At 67.7% G+C, this 1,823-nt stretch carries 2 protein-coding genes; both read left to right on the top strand.

Going from position 1 to position 1,823, the window contains the following annotated elements:
• A partial coding sequence (locus ACFWPJ_RS31835; protein WP_378857083.1) for a hypothetical protein occupies positions 1–944 on the top strand: 944 nt, incomplete at its 5' end.
• A 114-nt stretch (positions 945–1,058) separates the two neighbouring features.
• On the top strand, positions 1,059–1,232 hold the full coding sequence (locus ACFWPJ_RS31830; protein ID WP_378857082.1) for a hypothetical protein: 174 nt from the start codon (positions 1,059–1,061) through the stop codon (positions 1,230–1,232).
• The last annotated feature ends 591 nt before the right edge of the window (positions 1,233–1,823 follow it).

Below are 1,823 nucleotides of genomic sequence, written 5' to 3'. Positions count from 1 at the left end.
CGACCACCACCCACTACCTCATCGCACCCCACAACACCGACGACCACCCCGCCTGGGGCGCCCTGATCCAGGCCCGCCTCCAACGGCACTGGCCCACCGCCGCCTTCGCCGTGCGGCCTGTCGACACCTGGCGCCACACCGAACACCTGCGACTGTCGTGGACCGACGGACCCACCCCCGCCGACGTCACCGTCTTCCTGGGCTACTCGTTCCATCCCTTCATCCGGTGCGAACGCCACGTCAACCGCGTCTACTCACTCACCGCCTGGAACACCCTCGCCGCTCTCGCCGAAACCACCCTCACGATCACGGTCCCCCACACCGCCGACGGCGACATCGATTGGGCCACAGCAGCAACGCTGACCCCCGACCCGTCGCCGGTCAACATCGCAGGTTTCGTTTTCGACACCGCCGCTACGCCCCCGCTGACCGTCGCCGAGATCCTGCGTGAACTCTCCCTCCACGTCGACCTCACCCACATCACCACCGACACCGCCGCACAGATCACCACACCCACCCTCACCGTCGCCGAGCCTGGTTCCGGTCCGATCCGCGTCACCCTCACCGACGGCACCACAGCCGTGATCGTCGGCTACCTCGCCATCGAAGACAGCGCATCCCTGGCGCCTTGTACTCCCATCACCTCAATCGGGCCGCAGCCCGCCGCCGACAGCAGCGAACATGCGATGGCACTGGTCGAGGGCGGCGACTGGGAAGTCCTCTCTATCGCCGCCGATGGCACGTTGACCCGCCGGTTCCTCGGCGACGGCGACTTCACCATCACACCGACGCGCTGGATCCTCTACCCCGTCGACCGCCGGCCTGGCGGCTACGTCCTCGCCCGGAGGCCGGTCACCTCGACCGTCCCCACCCGCGACACCGCCGCACAGCTGCGCGGTGTGTTCGTCGACGGGCCGACCACGATCAGCGAGGTCTTCAGCTAGACCCGCCCGCGATACCCGACGCCGGACCTCAGGTTTCTCGACGACCACCACCCGACCAGCCCGGCGCGCCCGCACCGGCCGACGCGTCACCAAACTCCGACAAGGGAATCACTCATGGCCCAGTACTTCAAAGCTGTCTTCCTCGACGCAGACACCGGCGCCGTGACCGGATCCCTCAGCCCGGGAATCTCGTTCAAACTGATCGAGCACGCATGGCAGGGCAAGCTGGTTCGTCGACGACGTCAGCCGGATCCTCACCACACCGACCCGCATGGTGTGGGCAGGTGACTATGCCGACGCCGAACCCGGCTACGACCCGACCGAAGGGCCGAACAACCTCTACCACCTCGCCGACCGCCTACCGACAACACCGGTCCCCGACACCACGGTCGGAGGCTACCTGGTCAACACGACCGTCGCCTCTACATACGCACCGACCAGCTCACCGACGAGTACAAGATCCACCCGCTGCCGGCGATCACCATCGAAAACCACCAAGGCGATGTCGAGGACGCCAACGGGCTCGTCGGCACCTGGGCCCGCCAGCTCATCAGCGTCACCGATGCCCCGCCCGACGGCTACACCGAACTCGCCTTCACCCCCTGGTTCTGAACCTCGCACCCGCAGCAGCGCCGGGCACCAGCACACCGCCGGTGGCCAGCTCTGCGTAGCAGGCCCGCCTTGTGCCGTCCATGCCTCGGCGCGAGCCGGGCTCGTCCGGCTCGTCGACCACCCTCGCTCTTCCACGCTCCCGAATTTCCGACAGCCATCACCCACCGAGGCCATCACCTCAGCCACACACCGCACCCCCCACCCTGCGCGTCCGCCTCACACTGACACTCCCGCACCGACTTTCGCCCTACACACCTCCCCCACACC

This window comes from Nocardia sp. NPDC058497, from assembly GCF_042720195.1.
Taxonomy (GTDB): domain Bacteria; phylum Actinomycetota; class Actinomycetes; order Mycobacteriales; family Mycobacteriaceae; genus Nocardia.
The sequence above is the reverse complement of the archived record's forward strand: the minus strand, read 5'-3'. Positions and strand labels throughout refer to the sequence as shown.

What these genes read in the sequence shown, in the direction of transcription:
- ACFWPJ_RS31830 (WP_378857082.1), top strand. Translation starts at nt 1,059, where the DNA reads ATGGCCCAGTACTTCAAAGCTGTCTTCCTCGACGCAGACACCGGCGCC.